The organism is Streptomyces sp. DG1A-41, assembly GCF_037055355.1.
Lineage (GTDB): Bacteria > Actinomycetota > Actinomycetes > Streptomycetales > Streptomycetaceae > Streptomyces.
Genome location: NZ_CP146350.1, coordinates 4,620,545 through 4,637,469 on the forward strand (window position 1 = coordinate 4,620,545; position 16,925 = coordinate 4,637,469).

The following is a 16,925-nucleotide window of genomic DNA, read 5'->3' on the forward strand; positions in this document are numbered from 1 at the left end:
CTGTCGTCAGGCCTCCCGCTCCTTCTCCGCCAGGTGGATCACGCACACCGCCACCGCGATCAGCAGCGCCGGATCCGCGTCCTCGCGGACGACCTCCACGCCGTAGGTGTCCCGTACGGTCAGCCACCGCCGGGAGATCACCGCCAGCAGCTCCCCGTCGTACTCGACGGCGAACTCCCGGTCGAGGACCTTGCCGCTGACGTCCAGTTCGTTGCCGTCGGCCAGGGACACCCGGTAGTGGTTGCGCAGCAGGGACAGCCGTTTGCGGCGGATCGTCGCCAGCGGCTCGCCGCCCCGCTGGAGCACCATCGTGTCGCGCAGGGCGAGCATCTTCTGGTGGATGTCGACGAGGACGCGCCCCTGGGTGTCCTTCAGCTCCCAGGTGTCCCGCAGGCGCAGGGCCTTGCCGTCGACGAGGAACACCTTGGTGCCGTGGTCGTCCTCGATCCAGTAGTCGTCGCCGAAGCCGAGGAGCCGGTCGTACACGAGGAATCTCATGACACCAGGGCTTCCCCGGCGCCCGCTCCGAAACGCCGTCGATAGGCCGACGGGCTGAGTCCGGTCGCCCGCCGCAGCCGGATCCGCAGGTTGGCGGCCGTACCGAGCCCGCTGCGGGCGGCCACCACGTCCAGCCGTTCCTCGCCCCGCTCGATCAGCCGGCAGGCCAGCGCCACGCGCTCCGCGGTCAGCCACGCCAGCGGTGTCGTGCCGAGCTGGGCGCGGAAGCGCCGGTGGAGCGTGGCGGGGCTGACACGCGCGCGTGTGGCCAGGTCCGCCACCGTCAGCGGCTCGCCCAGCCGCTCCTGCGCCCACTCCAGCAGGGGCGCCAGGGACTCGTCCCGCACGTCCGGCACCGGCCGTTGTACGAACTGCCGCTGCCCGCCGTCCCTGTGTGCGGCGAACACCAGCCGCCGGGAGACGTGGTTGGCGATCTCGGCCCCGTGGTCGCGGCGCCAGATGTGCAGCCCGAGATCGAGCGCGGCCGCGCTGCCGGCGGCGGTGAGGATGTCGGCCTCGTCCACGAACAGCACGTCCGGCTCCAGCAGCACCTTCGGGTGCAGCCGGCGGAAGGAGTCCGCCCAGCGCCAGTGGGTGGTTGCCCGCCGCCCGTCCAGCAGTCCGGCCTCCGCGAGCGCGAAGGTGCCGGTGCAGAAGCTCAGGACCCGGGTGCCACGCGCGTGTGCGTCCCGGATGGCGTCGAGCACGGCGGGAGCGCGCGGTACGACGTTGTCGGGCCGGCCGGGCACGACCAGCGTGTCCGCCCGGTCCACGGCGTCCAGGCCCGCGACGCCCGTGAGCGTGAAGAAGCCGTGGTTCATCCGGATCTCGGGCGCGGGCGTGCACAGCGTCACCTCGTACAACGGCCCCGGCAGTCCCAGCTCGGGCCGTGGCAGCCCGAACAGCTCGGTGGCCACCCCGACCTCGAAGGGGTTGGTGCCCTCGTCGACGATCACGGCGACCTGATGCGGGCGGTGCGAGGATCCTTGCGGCATGTGCGATTTCTAGCACTCGTGCGAGACGCAGGGCACCCCGGAAGATCGCCTCATGACCCAGGAACCCGTATCCCTCGCCCACGCGCTGGCCTCCTTCTCCGAGCGGTGGAGCCCGCGCATCGTCACCGCCGTCAACGACTACGACGTCCGCGTCGCGAAGGTCGAGGGCGAGCACGTCTGGCACGTCCACGAGCACACCGACGAGTTCTTCCTCGTCCTCGAGGGCGAGTTGCACATCGGCCTGCGCGAGCCGGCCTGCGAGCGCACGGTCGTGCTCCCCAGGGGCAGCGTCTTCACCGTCCCGCGCGGCACCGAGCACAAGCCGTACGCCCCCGTCCCGACCGCGATCCTCGTGTTCGAACCCACCGGCACCCTCACGGTCGGCGACCGCCACGACGACGTGCCCGAGCACGTGGACGCCACGACCGGCCACGCGCTGGACCGGCTGTCAGTGGCGGATGACACCCTGGACGCATGAACGACTCCGCACCCCGACGTGCCCGCGTCCGCGCCCCCGAGCTGACCGGCAAGGGCGGCTGGCTGAACACGGGCGGGCAGCAGTACACCCTCGCCGAGCTGCGAGGACGCATCGTCATCCTCGACTTCTGGACGTTCTGCTGCATCAACTGCCTGCATGTCCTGGACGAACTGCGCGAGCTGGAGGAGAAGCACCGGGACACGGTCGTCGTGATCGGGGTGCACTCGCCGAAGTTCGCGCACGAGGCCGACCACCAGGCGGTGGTGGACGCCGTCGAGCGGTACGGGGTGGAGCACCCGGTGCTCGACGACCCCGCGCTGGCCACGTGGAAGCAGTACGCCGTGCGGGCCTGGCCGACGCTCGTAGTGATCGACCCCGAGGGGTACGTCGTCGCGCAGCATGCGGGCGAGGGGCATGTGCACGCCATCGAGCGGCTGGTGGCGGAGCTGGAGGCCGAGCACGAGGCGAAGGGGACGCTGCGTCGAGGGGACGGGCCGTATGTGGCGCCGGAGCCGGAGCCGACGGTGCTGCGGTTCCCGGGGAAGGCGCTGCTGCTGCCGTCCGGGAACTTCCTGGTGAGCGACACCACCCGGCACCAGCTGGTGGAGCTCGCCGAGGACGGGGAGAGCGTCGTACGGCGGATCGGGGCCGGTGCGCGCGGGTTCGCCGACGGATCGACGGACACGGCCACCTTCAACGAGCCGCAGGGGCTCGCCCTGCTCGACGACGGGTCGGTGGTCGTAGCCGACACCGTCAACCACGCCCTGCGGCGGCTGGACCTCAGCACCGGCGAGGTCACCACCCTCGCCGGCACGGGCCGGCAGTGGTGGCAGGGCTCACCCACCTCGGGCCCGGCCCGCGAGGTCGACCTCTCCTCCCCCTGGGACGTCGCCCACTGGCAGGGCAAGGTCTGGATCGCCATGGCCGGCGTCCACCAGCTGTGGGCGTACGACCCGGCCGCCGGCACGGTCGCGGTCACGGCCGGGACGACGAACGAGGGACTGGTGGACGGCCCGGGCCCCGAGGCCTGGTTCGCGCAGCCCTCGGGCCTCGCCGCCACCCCGGACCGCCTCTGGTTCGCCGACTCCGAGACGTCCGCCCTGCGCTGGGTGGACCCCGACGGCGCCGTCCACACCGCCGTCGGCACCGGCCTGTTCGACTTCGGCCACCGGGACGGCGCCGCCGAACAGGCCCTGCTCCAGCACCCGCTGGGCGTCACCGCGCTGCCGGACGGGTCCGTCGCCGTCGCCGACACCTACAACCACGCCCTGCGGCGCTACGACCCCGCGACCGGCGAGGTCACCACCCTGGCCACGGACCTGCGCGAGCCCAGCGACGCGGTGCTGGTCGGCGACGACATCGTGGTCGTGGAGTCGGCCCGCCACCGGCTGACCAGGCTGCGGCTGCCGGAGGAGGCGGTGAAGGTGCCCGAGGTCGCCCACCGTACGCAGCGGGAGGCCACAGAAGTCACCCCCGGGCGGCTCCGGTTGGACGTGATCTTCCAGGCCCCGGCGGGCCAGAAGCTCGACACCCGGTACGGCCCCTCCACGCGCCTGCTGGTCTCCTCCACCCCGCCGGAACTGCTGATCGACGGCGAGGGCGCGGGAACCGAGCTGTCCCGCGCCCTCGAACTCGACCCCTCCGTGCCGGAGGGTGTGCTGCACGTCTCCGCGATGGCCGCCTCCTGCGACGACGACCCCGACAACGAGTACCCGGCCTGTCACGTCCACCAGCAGGACTGGGGCGTGCCGGTCCGTCTCACCGAGTCGGGGACGGACCGGCTGCCTCTGGTCCTTGCCGGGATGGACAGCTGATCCGGGCGGGGGTCACACCCCGTACCCGTCGCCGTAGCCGTCGCGTGTGTGGCGCCGTCCGTCGTCCACGACCGGTGTCGTGGGTGGCACCACCACACGGCGGCGCCTGGCGATGCTGCTGAACGTCGTGACGCCGATCAGCCCGACGATCATCAGGATGATGCCGACGAGGTCGAGGTTGACCCCCTGCATGTCCCAGTCGGTCGCGAACGTGAGGATGGCTCCCACGGCGATGAGGATGATGCATCCGCCGAGGCCCATGAGTGTCGCCTCCCTGTACGGTCCGGTCGTTCCGGTCCGCACACCGGGTACCCCCGAGGGGAACACCCATGCGGTGACGGCTCGTTCTATCCCTCGAGGAACGCCGTCAACGCGTTGGCGAGCAGGAACGGGTCGTCGGCTCCGCACAGTTCGCGTGCGCTGTGCATCGACAGGATGGCCACGCCGATGTCGACGGTCTTGATCCCGTGCCGGGCGGCGGTGATCGGGCCGATCGTGGTGCCGCAGGGCATGGAGTTGTTGGACACGAAGGACTGGAAGGGCACCTCGGCCCGCTCGCAGGCCGCCGTGAACTGGGCGCGGCCCGAACCGTCCGTGGCGTAGCGGTTGTTGACGTTGACCTTGAGGATCGGGCCGCCGTTGACGCGCGGGTGGTGCGTCGGGTCGTGCCGCTCCGCGTAGTTGGGGTGGACGGCGTGTCCCGTGTCGGAGGACAGGCAGACCGTGCCGGCGAAGGCGCGGGCCCGGTCCTCGTAGGAGCCGCCGCGGGCGAACACCGAGCGCTCCAGCACGTTGCCGAGCAGCGGTCCGTCCGCGCCCGTGTCCGACTGTGAGCCGTTCTCCTCGTGGTCGAAGGCGGCCAGGACCGGGATGGAGGCCGGCGTGGACGCGCCGGAGGCCACGGCCACGAGGGCCGCCGTTCCGGCGTGCACGGACAGCAGGTTGTCCATGCGCGGGCCGGCCAGCAGTTCGCGGTCGCGGCCCAGGTAGGCGGGCGGTTCCACGGAGTGCGTCATCAGGTCCCAGCCGGTGACCTCGCCCGCGGGGATGCCGGCCGCCTCCTCCAGGAAGGCGATCAGGTCGCCGTCGCGGACGTCGTCGCCCAGGCCCCAGACGGGCTGCATGTGCCGCTGCTTGTCGAGCTTGAGGCCGTCGGCCGTCACCGAGCGGTCCAGGTGGATGGCGAGCTGCGGGACGCGCAGCAGCGGGCGGTCGACGTTGACCAGGCGCGTCGAGCCGTCGCGCAGGGTGAGACGGCCCGCGAGGCCCAGGTCGCGGTCCAGCCAGGAGTTGAGCAGCGGTCCGCCGTAGATCTCCACGGCCACCTGGCGCCAGCCGTGCGCCCCGCTGTCGGGGAGCGGCTTGACGCGCAGGTTGGGGGAGTCGGTGTGGGCGCCGACGATCCGGAACGGCGTGTGCGGTGCGGCGCCCTCCGGCACGTACCAGGCGACGATCGCGCCGCCGCGCAGCACGTACTTGCCGCCCTGCGTCCCGTCCCAGGCGTCCGTCTCCGACACCTGCTTGAAGCCTGCCTTCTCCAGCCGCTCGGCGGCACTCGCCACGGCGTGGTACGGCGAGGGGCTCGCCGTCAGGAAGGTCATGAGGTCGTCGGTGTGGCCGCGGTCGAAGCGGGCTGGTTCGCTCATGGGTTCAACCTTAACGACGGACGAGGGCCCGTTCCCCGGGAAGGGAACAGGCCCTCGAACAGAGGACTCGGTGGGACTAGAACGCGGCCTCGTCCAGCTCCATCAGGTCCAGCTCGACGCCCTCGGCGACCTTGCGGGCCAGGGTGACGCCAGGCAGGACGTTGGCGGCGAAGAACTTCGCCGCGGCGATCTTGCCGGTGTAGAAGACCTTGTCCTTGGCGGAGGCGGTCTCCAGCTTCTCGGCGGCGACGGCGGCGCCCTTGAGCAGCAGGTAGCCGACGACGACGTCACCGGAGGCCATCAGCAGGCGGGTGGTGTTGAGCCCGACCTTGTAGATGTTCTTGACGTCCTGCTCGGTGGCCGCGAGGTCGGTGAGCATCAGGCCGACGATGGCCTCCAGCTCGACCGCGGCCTTGGCGAGGTGCTCGCGGGCCCCGGCCAGCTCCTCGCCGCCCGTGCCGAGGGCCAGGAACTTCTTGATGTCCTCGGCGAGGGAGTTCAGCGCGGCGCCCTGGTTGCGGACGATCTTCCGGAAGAAGAAGTCCTGGCCCTGGATGGCCGTGGTGCCCTCGTAGAGGGTGTCGATCTTGGAGTCCCGGATGTACTGCTCGATCGGGTACTCCTGGAGGAAGCCGGAGCCGCCGAACGTCTGGAGCGACTGGGCGAGCAGCTCGTAGCCCTTCTCGGAGCCGTAGCCCTTGACGATGGGCAGGAGCAGGTCGTTCAGCGCGTGCTCGGTGGCGGCGTCCTCGCCGGCGGCCTCCTTGATCTGGATCGCGTCCTGGATCGAGGCGGTGTACATCACCAGGGCGCGCATGCCCTCCGCGTACGCCTTCTGCGTCATCAGCGAGCGGCGCACGTCCGGGTGGTGCGTGATGGTGACCTTGGGCGCGGTCTTGTCCATGAAGTTGGCGAGGTCCGGACCCTGGACGCGCTCCTTGGCGTACTCCAGCGCGTTCAGGTAGCCCGTGGACAGCGTGGAGATCGCCTTCGTGCCGACCATCATGCGGGCGAACTCGATGATGCGGAACATCTGGCGGATGCCGTCGTGCTTGTCGCCGATCAGCCAGCCCTTGGCGGGGTGCTGGTCGCCGAAGGTCATCTCGCAGGTGTTGGAGGCCTTCAGGCCCATCTTGTGCTCGACGTTCGTGGCGTAGACGCCGTTGCGCTCGCCCAGCTCGCCGGTCTCGAAGTCGAAGAGGTACTTCGGGACGAGGAAGAGGGACAGGCCCTTGGTGCCGGGGCCGGCGCCCTCGGGGCGGGCCAGCACGTAGTGGAGGATGTTCTCCGACATGTCGTGCTCACCGGAGGTGATGAAGCGCTTCACGCCCTCGATGTGCCAGGAGCCGTCCTCCTGCTGCACGGCCTTGGTGCGGCCGGCGCCCACGTCGGAGCCCGCGTCGGGCTCGGTGAGCACCATCGTGGAGCCCCACTGCTTCTCCACGGCGATCTGGGCTATGTGCTTCTGGACCTCGTTGCCCTCCTCGAAGAGGATGCCGGCGAAGGCGGGGCCCGAGGAGTACATCCACACGGCCGGGTTGGCGCCCAGGATCAGCTCGGCGTAAGCCCAGATCAGGGAGCGGGGCGAGGTGGTGCCGCCGATCTCCTCGGGCAGGCCGAGGCGCCAGTACTCGGAGTCCATGAAGGCCTGGTAGCTCTTCTTGAAGGAGGCCGGGACCGGCGCGGTGTTGGTCTCCGGGTCGAAGACCGGCGGGTTGCGGTCGGCGTCGATGAAGGACTCGGCCAGCTCGTTCTCCGAGAGGCGGGTCAGCTCCTCCAGGATGCTCTTCGCGGTCTCGACGTCCATCTCCTCGAACGGGCCGGTGCCGTACACCTTGTCGCGCCCGAGTACTTCGAAGAGGTTGAACTCGATGTCGCGGAGATTCGACTTGTAGTGCCCCATGGTGACGGCTCCCGGCTCCCTAGAGAGATCGGCGAGGCACTGGCTCCTCGCGCTAGTTCACGTACCAACAAGTAGCTACGATGATGCTACCCGTCAGTAATAAGACGCAACCCCATCCGGTCATCTGTGACAGGTCACACCGGAACGGTCAAGGCCGCGGTGTAGCCGTCGCCCGCACTGCCCGTCATCGTCGCCAGCTGCCGCTCGTGGCCGTCGCCGAAGACGCCGTCGTCCTCCAGGGAGAGGCCGCTCAGGTTCCGCACGCTCTCGCCGTAGCCGTCCGTGGCGTACACCGCGTCGCAGACCTCCTTCGGGAAGGCGAGCTGCGAGGTGTTCGTGATCGACGTGGCCGCGGTGGCGTCGGCCAGGCTGCCGTAGACCTCGAAGTGGATGTGCGGCCAGCGGCCCGGGTAGCAGCCGGGGAAGACGCTCGTGAACGTGACCTGGCCCTTCTCGTCCGTCTCCTGGACGCCCCGCAGGTAGTTCTCCTCGGTGACGCCCTCGGAGTACAGGGAGTAGGCGCCGTCCCGGTCGCAGTGCCACACGTAGACGGCGGCACCCTGCTTCGGGGTGCCGCAGCCGGAGGACGCGTCCACCACCGTCAGCGTGATCGTCAGGGGGACGCCCTCGGCGGTGCCGCCCGCGGAGTCGCCGAAGCTCTTGGTGATGTCGCTGCGGACGACGCCGCTCTCCTTCAGGACGTTCACGCCGTTGGAGCCGTCTCCGGGGAAGGGCCCGGCCGTCTCCTCGGGGATCTCCGCGCACCCGGCGGACGAGGAGGAAGGGGAGGAAGAGGAGGAGGACGCCGTGGTCTTCTCCTCCTCCGTCGTGCAGCCCACCAGCGGGATGAGGCTCGCGCCCGCCATCAGCCGGATCATCCGGCGGCGGGCGAGGACGGGGAGATCGTGGGAGAGGCCCCTGTCGTGCTCGTGCGGGCCCTCGTCATGGCGTCCGTTCATGGCTCGACGCTACGAGCGTCGGGCGCGGCGATCCACAGAGCCGGCGCTGTCAAGTAGCTGTCGGTTTGCCGGCCCCGCCGTACCGGCCCGATCGCCCGGCCGCTCTCGGTACTCTTGCGCTCATGTACGGCTACGACCAGACAGCGGGCCCGCAAGGGCAGTACGCCCCTCCGCAGCAGCCGATGTCCGGCGGATACGGACAGCAGCCGCCGCTGTACCCCGAGCCGTCCCCGCCCTCCCTGACGGACGCGGTGCGCGCGTTCACGACCGGGCAGATGACCGCCGAGGACTTCCAGCAGGTCTTCGCGACGTCGAAGGTCTACTGCCCACGCGGTGACAACCCCGGCTTCCTCGCCCTGCACAACACCCAGCAGCCGGTGATCCCGATGTTCAGCACGCTCAAGGAGCTGCGCCGGTACGCGGGCAAGGAGTCCAAGTACTTCGTGATCACCGGCGCCGAGGTCCTGGACCTGCTGCCGACCGGATACGGCTTCGTGCTGGACATGGAGGGCGAGCACCGCATGGTGTTCGACGCGAAGGCCGTGGAACAGATGGTCGAGTTCGCGATGCGCCGGATGTACGGCTAGACGCCACTGCGTGTGCTGGCCGCGGCTGACCCTGCTTCGACTTCGGCAGGCGTAGCGCCAGGCCGTCCGGGACGGCGTCCAGGCCGTACGCGAACTTGTCGTCGCGGAGCCGGGCGAGGCCGACGGCTGGGCGGAGAAACTGCCTGTGGGGAGACCGCCTGCCACTGCTGGCACGCTCACCCGTTCGCGCCAGAACAGGCTCAAGTTTCATCGATCGCACCTGTTCACACCCCGCCGCAGTGAACAGGTCCGCGAGGTGCTCGGGCAAGGTCGTGTGGTCGGGCCCGAGGTAGGCGAGCACCGACTGGCCCAGGACCAGGGTCAGCCAGGGTTGCAGCAGCGCCGTCGTCTGTCCGGTCGGCGCCCCGGGCGGGCCGGGGAGTCCATCGGCGGGGCCCTGGCGGTCGCGGGCGGCGACGCGGGTCGGTGCGGGCGGCCCGGGAGGCCTTCACCGCCTCGATGCCGACGATCTTCACGATCAGCGCGATCGGTGTCCTGGCCGCGGCCGTCGTCGCCGTGCCGGTGATGCGGGACCGCAAGGCCGAGCCCGCCCGGGCCGGGAGCGAGGAGCCGAGCTGGTCGCCTGACGCGGACGCCTGACGCGGACGTGCGAAGGCCGGCCTCCCGATCGCGGGGGTGCCGGCCTCTCGCCGTGCCGGTGTCCCGTGGTTCGCTGCGCCGTCGCCCGGGAATGCCCTCCCGGTTTTCTCTGTTTGGGTGGCAGGAAGTTCAATGCTCAACTAAAGTGGACGTACCCGAGGAGGAACCGACATGCCTGCTGTGACCGCCGAGAACCCGTTGACGCTGCCCCGCGTGACCGCGCCGACCGACGCCGTCGCACGTCCCGTGCTCGCCGTCACGACCGCCCCGAGCGGTTTCGAGGGCGAGGGCTTCCCGGTGCGCCGGGCGTTCGCCGGGATCAACTACCGCCACCTCGACCCGTTCATCATGATGGACCAGATGGGCGAGGTGGAGTACGCGCCGGGCGAGCCCAAGGGCACTCCCTGGCACCCCCACCGCGGCTTCGAGACCGTCACGTACATCATCGACGGGATCTTCGACCACCAGGACTCCAACGGCGGTGGCGGCACCATCACCAACGGGGACACCCAGTGGATGACCGCGGGCTCGGGACTGCTGCACATCGAGGCGCCACCGGAGCATCTCGTCATGTCCGGCGGGCTCTTCCACGGCCTCCAGCTGTGGGTGAACCTCCCGGCCAAGGACAAGATGATGGCCCCGCGCTACCAGGACATCCGCGGCGGCTCGGTCCAGCTGCTCAGCACTCCCGACGGCGGCGCGCTGCTGCGCGTCATCGCCGGTGAGCTGGACGGGCACCAGGGCCCCGGCATCACGCACACGCCGATCACGATGATCCACGCAACGCTGGCACCGGGTGCCGAGTTCACCCTGCCATGGCGCGAGGACTTCAACGGCCTGGCGTACGTCCTGGCCGGGCGCGGCAGCGTCGGCACCGAGCGCCGGCCGGTCCACATGGGCCAGACCGCCGTCTTCGGCGCCGGATCCTCGCTGACCGTCCGCGCGGACGAGAAGCAGGACTCGCGCACTCCGGACCTGGAGGTCGTCCTGCTCGGCGGGCAGCCGATCCGCGAGCCCATGGCCCACTACGGCCCGTTCGTGATGAACACCAAGGAAGAACTCATGCAGGCCTTCGAGGACTTCCAGAAGGGCCGGCTGGGGACGGTCCCGGCGGTGCACGGGATGACCGCGAGCGGCCCGCAGGACTGACACCGGCGTCGTCCGGGGTGCCCGTTCCTAGCGAGGGTCGGTGTCCGGGGTGCCCAGTCCCAGGCCCCGCCGGATCGCGATCTCCACGGGTGAGTACGCGCCGTCGGCCCGCTCCAGGTCGTACGGCGCGGCCGGCATCAACGGCGGCTGGGCCATGAAGCGCGGTCGCACCCCGTGGTGCGGTTGCGCCGCGTGCACCAGGAACGGATGGCACAGGAAGACGTCGCCCGGGGACCCGGTGGCGAGGGCGATCGGCCGGTGGCCGGACGCCGCCACCAGGTCGGGCGCAAGGGCCAGCCCGCTCGCCCCGTCCTCCCCGTACTTCTCCAGCACCTTCGGCACGTCGAGGTGTGAGCCGACCCGGATCCGGGTCGGGGCGTCCTCCTCACCGACCTCGCTGAACAGGAACAGCATCAGCAACGCCCGGCCCCGGGAGCGCAGATTGGTGAAGTACCAGCTCTCGCCCTCCGGCAGATAGCTCCCCTCGATGTGCCAGCCCGCGTCGTCGGGCTCCTCCTCGTGCGGGAAGCGCAGCGGGAACGTGCCCAGCGAGTAGCGCGGCTCCCAGCGTCCCGCGCCGACGAGCAGGTCGTACGCGCGGTGCAGCAACGGGGAGTTGGGTGCGGCGGCGAACGGTCCCTGCGCCATGCCGGCCACCCAGTGCACGGGCTGCGTCCACGTCGCTGGATCTTCCGGGTCACAGCCGGTCTCCCGCCACAGCATCCGCGCGCAGTCCGCGGCCACGCGCGGCGCGACGGCTCCCTCCAACTTCACGAAGCCGTCGCGGAGGAAGCGGGATACCAAGGTCGTGTCGTCCATGCCCTCATCGTGCGGCGGCACCGGCCCCGATCACCCGACATTTTCCGCTCCGCCTTTGTCGGGTGTTCATCGAGCCCCGTCTTGCCCCTCTGAGACCTGCGATCTCGGCAGCCCCGGCGGACGAGGGCCGCAGTCTGTGTCGCGGGCGCGCACCTGAAGCGGCGACGGTGCCGGTGGCACTGACGTCCCGTCACCCGAGCGGGCCTTTCCGCGGGACGGCCCGCCCCCGGGCGTGGTCGGGTGGAGGCGTGCAGGACTCCGAACCGACCGCTGCCGGCTCCAGGCCGCTCCTCCCGGACCCCCTCCGGCGTCTCGCCGCCTGGTGCGCGCTCCTCCTGCTCGTGTCCGGAGTCGTCTACGTCGGGATCCGGCTGTGCGACGAGTTCCGGACCGCCGTCGTGCCCGTGCTGCTCGCGCTGCTCGGGACGGCCCTGCTCGGGCCCCTGCACCGGCGGCTGGTGAAGGCCGGGGTGCAGCGGTCGGTCGCGGCCGGGCTCACCTGTGTGGCCGTCGTGGCCGTGGTCGGCGGGGCCGTGTACATCGTGGCCGCCGCGCTCATCGACACCGGCGACGAGATCGTCGACTCGCTCAGGGACGCCGCGCGGGGCATCTCCGAGCACTTCGGGGCGGCCGGGACCTCGCTGGAGGACCTGGCCTCCAACGCCCGGGAACTCCTGGGCAAGTTCGGCGGCTCGGCCGCCTCCGGCGTGATCAGCGGGGTCAGCGTGGTCGGCGAGACCATCGCCATGGCCGTGCTCGCGCTGCTGCTCGTCTTCTTCTTCCTGCGCGACTCCGACAAGGCCGCCGGGACGCTGAGGACCCTGTCCCCGCGCGGCTCGGCCGACACCCTGGAGGCCATGGCACGGCGGGCCTTCCAAGCCGTCGAGGGCTTCATGCGCGGCACCACCTTCATCGCGCTCATCGACGCGCTCTGCATCACCGTCGGACTGCTCGTCCTCGACGTACCCGGAGCGGCCGGGCTGGGAGCGCTGGTCTTCGTCGGGGCCTACATCCCCTACCTCGGCGCCTTCATCTCGGGAGCCGTGGCCGTGCTGGTCGCGCTCGCCGACCGGGGGTTCGTCATCGCGCTGTGGGTGCTCGGGGTGGTGCTCGCGGTGCAGGTGCTGGAAGGGCACGTGCTCCAGCCGGTGATCCAGAGCCGGACCGTGCAGATGCACCCGGCGGTGGTGATGGTGGCGATCACGGCCGGGGCGTCGGTGGCCGGTGTCCTCGGGATGCTGCTCGCCGTGCCGCTCACCGCGGCCGCCTTCGGCGTCCTCCAGGAACTCCGCGCCCGCTACGAGAGCCAGGAGCCGTCGGCGTCCGGGAAGACGTGAACCGCTACGGCTGCCACGACCCGTCGCCCGAGCCGTCCACGGACTCGTAGAGCTCGAACCAGATGCTCTTGCCCTCGCCGCGCGGGTCCACCCCCCAGGCGTGCGCGAGCAGTTCCATCAGCACCAGGCCGCGGCCGGAGGACGCCAGCTCCCCGGGGCTGCGCTTGTGCGGCAGGTCGTCGCCGGCGTCGGTGACCTCGATGCGCAGCCGCCGCTCACCCACGCCGCCGGTGATCTCGGCGACGAGCAGCGCGTCGGAGTCGGTGTGCACGAGGACGTTCGTCAGCAGCTCGGACAGCAGCAGCACCGCCGAGTCGACCTGGTCGGTCGAGGACCAGTCGTGCAGCAGCTCGCGCAGTTGCTGCCTGGCCGCCGCGACCCGCTCGGGCTCGGCCTGCGCGACCGTCAGTACCGTGCGCCGCACGGGAGCCCTCACGATCATGGTGTCGCCGCAGCCGCAGCCCTCACCTTCCCGGCACAGCAGCAGCAGCGCGATGTCGTCCTCCCGGCGGTCGATCAGCGGGCCGGTGGTGTGGTGCGACGACGGCCCGTGCACGGCCTGCACCAGGGTGTCGGCGAGTTCCTCGAGATCGCCCTTGTGGTCCTCCAGGATCGCGCGCAGCCGCCGCCAGCCGGAGTCGAGGTCGTGGCCGCCGGTCTCGATCAGGCCGTCCGTGCAGGTCAGCATCGTCTCGCCGGGCTCCAGGGCGAGCCGGGTCGTGGGGTAGTCGGCGTCCGGGTCGATGCCCAGCGGCAGGCCGCCCGACGTCGGACGCGTCAGCACCGTGCCGTCGGCCATCCGGATCGCCGGGTCCGGATGCCCGGCCCGGGCGATGTCCAGCACGCCGGTCGCCGGATCGACCTCGACGTACACACAGGTCGCGAAGCGCGGGTCGGTCGGGTCCTCGTCGCTGATGCCGTGCAGGAAGCGGGAGGCCCGGGAGAGGACGGCGTCGGGGCGGTGGCCCTCCGAGGCGTAGGCGCGCAGGGCGATGCGGAGCTGGCCCATCAGGCCCGCCGCCCGTACGTCATGGCCCTGGACGTCACCGATGACCAGTGCGAACCGTCCGCTGGGCAGCGGGATCACGTCGTACCAGTCGCCGCCGACCTGGAGGCCGCCGCCGGTGGGGACATAGCGGGCGGCGACGCTCATGCCCGGAATGCGCTGCGGGCCGAGCCTCGGCAGCATCGTGCGCTGGAGCCCGTCGGTCAGCGCCCGCTCGCTCTCGGCCACGCCCGCCCGGGTCAGCGCCTGCGCCAGCATCCGCGCCACCGTGGCCAGCACGGACCGCTCGTCCGGGGTGAACGCGACCGGGTAGGTGAAGGCCGCCATCCACGCGCCCATCGTGCGGCCGGCCACGGTCAACGGCAGGAACGCCCAGGACCGGCGGCCGAAGCGCTCGGCGAGCGGCCAGGTCAGCGGGTAGCGGGCCTTGTACTGCTCGGGGGAGGACAGGTACACCGCCCGGCCGGTCCGCACCACCTCGGCGGCCGGGTAGTCGGTGTCCAGCGGCATGTCGGAGAACGGGCTGTCGTCGCCCTGCTGCTGCCCGTGGTGCCCGATGATCGTCAGTCGGTCGCCCTCCACACCGAACACCGCCAGCCCGTCCGGCGAGAACCCGGGCATCGACAGGTTGGCCGTGACCCGCAGGACCTCCTGCGTGGAGCGCGCCTCGGCCAGCGCCCGGCCCGCGTCCAGCAGGAACGCCTCCCGGGAGCGCCGCCAGTCGCCGGTGACCGCGCTGCGCCCGGCCGGGGTGCCCGGCGTCGGCTCGGTGACCTCCTGGAGAGTGCCGATCAGCCGGTACGCCTTGCGGGCCCGGTCGAAGGACGGCTTGGAACGGCTGCGGACGATCCGGACGATGCGGCCCTGATCGTCCATGATCCGGATCCGTACCTCGGCGAGGGTGCCCTCGGCGACGGCGAGCTGGATCACGCCGGTGATCTCGTTCCAGTCGACCGGGTGCAGCCGGGCCCGGGCCTGGGCCTCCGTAAGGCTGACCTGCTCGGCGGGCAGCCCGAGCAACCGTGCCGCCTCGGCGTCGACCGTGACCAGCCCGGTGGCGGTGTCCCAGTGCCACAGGCCGGTCGCGAGGGCTGCGAGAGCCTCCCCCACGGCGGGCAGGGGCTCGCCAGTGCGCATTGACCTACTTTAAGAAGAAGTGATCGAACACTGCCAGTGAAGAGGGAAGTGTGCTCGATCGTTAACAGAGGAGAGCCGATCTTCGCCTGCCCGGTACGCTGGGGACCAGTTTCACGTGAAACACAGACCCCGATCAGCGAAGACTGGATGAACGACGATGCATCGGTACAGGTCCCACACCTGCGGCGAGCTCCGCTCCTCTGACGTCGGCACCGACGTCCGGCTGAGTGGCTGGCTGCACAATCGGCGCGACCTGGGCGGCATCCTCTTCATCGATCTGCGCGACCACTACGGCATCACGCAGCTCGTGGCCCGTCCCGGCACCCCCGCCTACGAGGCCCTCGACAAGCTCTCCAAGGAGTCGACCGTCCGCGTCGACGGCAAGGTCGTCTCCCGAGGCGCCGAGAACATCAACCCCGACCTGCCGACCGGTGAGGTCGAGGTCGAGGTCGGCGAGGTCGAACTGCTCGGTGCCGCCGCCCCGCTGCCGTTCACGATCAACACCGAGGACGGGGTCAACGAGGAGCGGCGCCTGGAGTACCGCTTCCTCGACCTGCGCCGCGAGCGCATGCACCGCAACATCATGCTCCGCACGGCGGTCATCTCGGCCATCCGCCACAAGATGACGGCCCTCGGCTTCAACGAGATGGCGACGCCGATCCTGTCCGCGACCTCCCCCGAGGGCGCCCGCGACTTCGTCGTCCCGTCCCGCCTGCACCCGGGCAAGTTCTACGCCCTCCCGCAGGCGCCCCAGCAGTTCAAGCAGCTGCTGATGATCTCCGGCTTCGACCGCTACTTCCAGATCGCGCCCTGCTTCCGTGACGAGGACGCGCGTGCGGACCGCTCGCCGGGCGAGTTCTACCAGCTCGACATCGAGATGAGCTTCGTCGAGCAGGAGGACGTCTTCCAGCCCGTCGAGAAGCTGATGACGGAGCTGTTCGAGGAGTTCGGCGGCGGCCGCCACGTCACCTCGCCGTTCCCGCGCATCCCGTTCCGCGAGGCGATGCTGAAGTACGGCTCCGACAAGCCCGACCTGCGCGCCCAGCTCGAACTCGTCGACATCACCGACATCTTCGAGGGCTCGGAGTTCAAGGCGTTCGCCGGCAAGCACGTCCGTGCCCTGCCGGTGCCGGACGTCTCCGCGCAGCCCCGCAAGTTCTTCGACCAGCTCGGCGACTACGCCGTCTCGCAGGGCGCCAAGGGCCTGGCCTGGGTCCGTGTCGCCGAGGACGGCTCCCTCTCCGGCCCGATCGCGAAGTTCCTCACCGAGGAGAACGTCGCCGAGCTGACCAAGCGCCTGTCGCTGGCGGCCGGCCACGCCGTGTTCTTCGGCGCGGGCGAGTTCGACGAGGTCTCCAAGATCATGGGCGCGGTGCGGGTGGAAGCCGCCAAGCGTGCCGGGCACTTCGAGGAGAACGTCTTCCGCTTCTGCTGGATCGTCGACTTCCCGATGTACGAGAAGGACGAGGAGACCGGCGCGATCGACTTCTCGCACAACCCCTTCTCCATGCCGCAGGGCGGCCTGGAGGCCTTGGAGACCCAGGACCCGCTGGACATCCTCGGCTGGCAGTACGACATCGTCTGCAACGGCGTCGAGCTGTCCTCCGGCGCGATCCGGAACCACGAGCCGGAAATCATGCTCAAGGCCTTCGAGATCGCCGGGTACGACCGCGAGACCGTCGAGGAGAAGTTCGCCGGCATGCTGCGCGCCTTCCGCTTCGGTGCCCCGCCGCACGGTGGCATCGCCCCGGGCGTCGACCGCATCGTGATGCTGCTCGCCGACGAGCCCAACATCCGCGAGACCATCGCCTTCCCGCTCAACGGCAACGCCCAGGACCTGATGATGGGCGCGCCGACGGAGCTGGAGGAGGCGCGGCTGAAGGAGCTGCACCTGTCGGTGCGCAAGCCGCAGCCGAAGTAGGCGACCTGTAGGGAGCGGCTCGGAACCGGCGTCGGTTCCGAGCCACTTTCGCACCCAGGGCTCTTACCCAGCTCTC

At 70.8% G+C, this 16,925-nt stretch carries 15 protein-coding genes; 7 read left to right on the forward strand and 8 right to left on the reverse strand.

Going from position 1 to position 16,925, the window contains the following annotated elements; genetic code table 11:
- Nucleotides 1-6 precede the first annotated feature (6 nt).
- Nucleotides 7-498: an LURP-one-related family protein gene (locus V8690_RS21570; RefSeq protein WP_338781207.1), complete on the reverse strand. Its 492-nt coding sequence runs from the start codon at nucleotides 496-498 to the stop codon at nucleotides 7-9.
- Nucleotides 495-1,493 carry a helix-turn-helix domain-containing protein gene (locus V8690_RS21575; RefSeq protein WP_338781209.1) on the reverse strand — a complete coding sequence of 333 codons (999 nt, stop codon included), beginning with the start codon at nucleotides 1,491-1,493 and terminating at the stop codon, nucleotides 495-497. The genes V8690_RS21570 and V8690_RS21575 overlap by 4 nt, the downstream gene beginning before the upstream one ends.
- 52 nt (nucleotides 1,494-1,545) lie before the next feature.
- Between V8690_RS21575 and V8690_RS21580 the strand changes: the two genes are divergently transcribed.
- Both V8690_RS21580 and V8690_RS21585 read left to right on the forward strand, forming a co-directional pair.
- The gene (locus V8690_RS21580) at nucleotides 1,546-1,971 is read left to right on the forward strand and encodes a cupin domain-containing protein (protein ID WP_338781211.1); all 426 of its coding nucleotides are present in this window, start codon (nucleotides 1,546-1,548) and stop codon (nucleotides 1,969-1,971) included.
- Nucleotides 1,968-3,785: an NHL domain-containing thioredoxin family protein gene (locus V8690_RS21585; RefSeq protein ID WP_338781213.1), complete on the forward strand. Its 1,818-nt coding sequence runs from the start codon at nucleotides 1,968-1,970 to the stop codon at nucleotides 3,783-3,785. The genes V8690_RS21580 and V8690_RS21585 overlap by 4 nt, the downstream gene beginning before the upstream one ends.
- Nucleotides 3,786-3,797: 12 nt before the next feature.
- Here the strand turns inward: V8690_RS21585 and V8690_RS21590 are convergent, their stop codons facing one another.
- The 4 genes from V8690_RS21590 to V8690_RS21605 all read right to left on the reverse strand — a co-directional run bounded on the left by V8690_RS21590 (nucleotide 3,798) and on the right by V8690_RS21605 (nucleotide 8,293).
- Nucleotides 3,798-4,046: a DUF6458 family protein gene (locus V8690_RS21590; protein WP_338781214.1), complete on the reverse strand. Its 249-nt coding sequence runs from the start codon at nucleotides 4,044-4,046 to the stop codon at nucleotides 3,798-3,800.
- An 86-nt stretch (nucleotides 4,047-4,132) separates the two neighbouring features.
- Nucleotides 4,133-5,431, reverse strand: a complete 1,299-nt coding sequence (locus tag V8690_RS21595; protein ID WP_338781216.1) for a M18 family aminopeptidase — start codon at nucleotides 5,429-5,431, stop codon at nucleotides 4,133-4,135.
- A 76-nt stretch (nucleotides 5,432-5,507) separates the two neighbouring features.
- Nucleotides 5,508-7,334 (reverse strand): acyl-CoA dehydrogenase, encoded by a 1,827-nt coding sequence (locus tag V8690_RS21600; protein ID WP_338781218.1) that lies wholly within the window; start codon nucleotides 7,332-7,334, stop codon nucleotides 5,508-5,510.
- A 134-nt stretch (nucleotides 7,335-7,468) separates the two neighbouring features.
- Nucleotides 7,469-8,293: an intradiol ring-cleavage dioxygenase gene (locus V8690_RS21605; protein ID WP_338781220.1), complete on the reverse strand. Its 825-nt coding sequence runs from the start codon at nucleotides 8,291-8,293 to the stop codon at nucleotides 7,469-7,471.
- Nucleotides 8,294-8,415: 122 nt separating this feature from the next.
- Between V8690_RS21605 and V8690_RS21610 the strand changes: the two genes are divergently transcribed.
- The 3 genes from V8690_RS21610 (at nucleotide 8,416) to V8690_RS21620 (ending at nucleotide 10,629) form a co-directional block, all read left to right on the forward strand.
- The gene (locus V8690_RS21610; RefSeq protein ID WP_020270440.1) at nucleotides 8,416-8,880 is read left to right on the forward strand and encodes an SseB family protein; all 465 of its coding nucleotides are present in this window, start codon (nucleotides 8,416-8,418) and stop codon (nucleotides 8,878-8,880) included.
- Nucleotides 8,881-9,339: 459 nt separating this feature from the next.
- Complete coding sequence (locus V8690_RS21615; protein ID WP_338781223.1) at nucleotides 9,340-9,480, forward strand: hypothetical protein; 141 nt, start codon at nucleotides 9,340-9,342, stop codon at nucleotides 9,478-9,480.
- 171 nt (nucleotides 9,481-9,651) lie between these two features.
- A complete protein-coding gene (locus tag V8690_RS21620; protein ID WP_338781225.1) occupies nucleotides 9,652-10,629 on the forward strand; it encodes a pirin family protein in 978 nt (325 codons plus the stop codon).
- 27 nt (nucleotides 10,630-10,656) lie between these two features.
- On the opposite strand, the gene V8690_RS21625 is transcribed toward V8690_RS21620, so the two are convergent.
- On the reverse strand, nucleotides 10,657-11,448 hold the full coding sequence (locus V8690_RS21625; RefSeq protein WP_338781227.1) for a phytanoyl-CoA dioxygenase family protein: 792 nt from the start codon (nucleotides 11,446-11,448) through the stop codon (nucleotides 10,657-10,659).
- A 248-nt stretch (nucleotides 11,449-11,696) separates the two neighbouring features.
- Here V8690_RS21625 and V8690_RS21630 point away from each other — a divergent pair, with 248 nt between their 5' ends.
- Complete coding sequence (locus V8690_RS21630; protein WP_338781229.1) at nucleotides 11,697-12,785, forward strand: AI-2E family transporter; 1,089 nt, start codon at nucleotides 11,697-11,699, stop codon at nucleotides 12,783-12,785.
- Nucleotides 12,786-12,789: 4 nt separating this feature from the next.
- Here the strand turns inward: V8690_RS21630 and V8690_RS21635 are convergent, their stop codons facing one another.
- Nucleotides 12,790-14,928: a SpoIIE family protein phosphatase gene (locus V8690_RS21635; protein ID WP_338781231.1), complete on the reverse strand. Its 2,139-nt coding sequence runs from the start codon at nucleotides 14,926-14,928 to the stop codon at nucleotides 12,790-12,792.
- A gap of 157 nt (nucleotides 14,929-15,085) precedes the next feature.
- On the opposite strand from V8690_RS21635, the gene aspS reads away from it, so the two are divergent.
- Nucleotides 15,086-16,849: an aspartate--tRNA ligase gene (gene aspS, locus V8690_RS21640; RefSeq protein ID WP_338781232.1), complete on the forward strand. Its 1,764-nt coding sequence runs from the start codon at nucleotides 15,086-15,088 to the stop codon at nucleotides 16,847-16,849.
- Nucleotides 16,850-16,925: the final 76 nt, after the last annotated feature.